This is a genomic window from Noviherbaspirillum sp. ST9 (assembly GCF_048799745.1).
Lineage (GTDB): Bacteria > Pseudomonadota > Gammaproteobacteria > Burkholderiales > Burkholderiaceae_D > Noviherbaspirillum.
The window spans coordinates 1-513 of sequence record NZ_JBLWFR010000221.1 but is presented as its reverse complement, the minus strand read 5'-3'; the positions used below and the strand labels follow the sequence as shown (position 1 = coordinate 513).

Genomic DNA, 513 nt, shown 5'->3' with positions numbered 1-513 from the left:
CTGCGGATGCGCGCCCTGTCGGCCGCGGCCGTGATCCTGACGCCCGGCGTGGCGCTCGCCATCCCCGGCGGTCAGTGCGGTCCGCTCAACACCGCCTCTGACCCGCAGACAGCCACCTGCACCGGAGCTTTCAATCCCTATACCAACGGCATCTCTTACAACGACGCCAGCGCCGGCACGCCCGGCAACATGCTGATCAACATCACCGGCACGGCGGTTGTTCAGCCTACCGCCGCCTCGACGGCGATGACGGCGATCGGCTCCAACAATTTCAATTCGGGCGTGAAGCTGTTCACGGGCTCGGTGGTGACGGGCCAAAGTGGCCCCTCTTGGGGCGTGTTCGCCCAGACCAGCGGCACGGGCACGGCCTCTGTGGACAACTTCGGCTCGGTGAGCGCGGGCGCCGTCGGCCTCTACGCCAACAATGGGAGCTCTAACAACGGCGCGGCCACCGTGACCAACGAAGCGGGCGCCTCGGTGGCTTTGTCCGGCAACTGGACCCAAGTGGGCCTG

The 513-nt window shown here is 67.3% G+C and carries 1 pseudogene; it reads left to right on the top strand.

The annotated features are described in order from the left end of the window. Window positions 1-513: pseudogene (locus ACNOHI_RS25635) on the top strand (hypothetical protein); the annotation flags it as partial.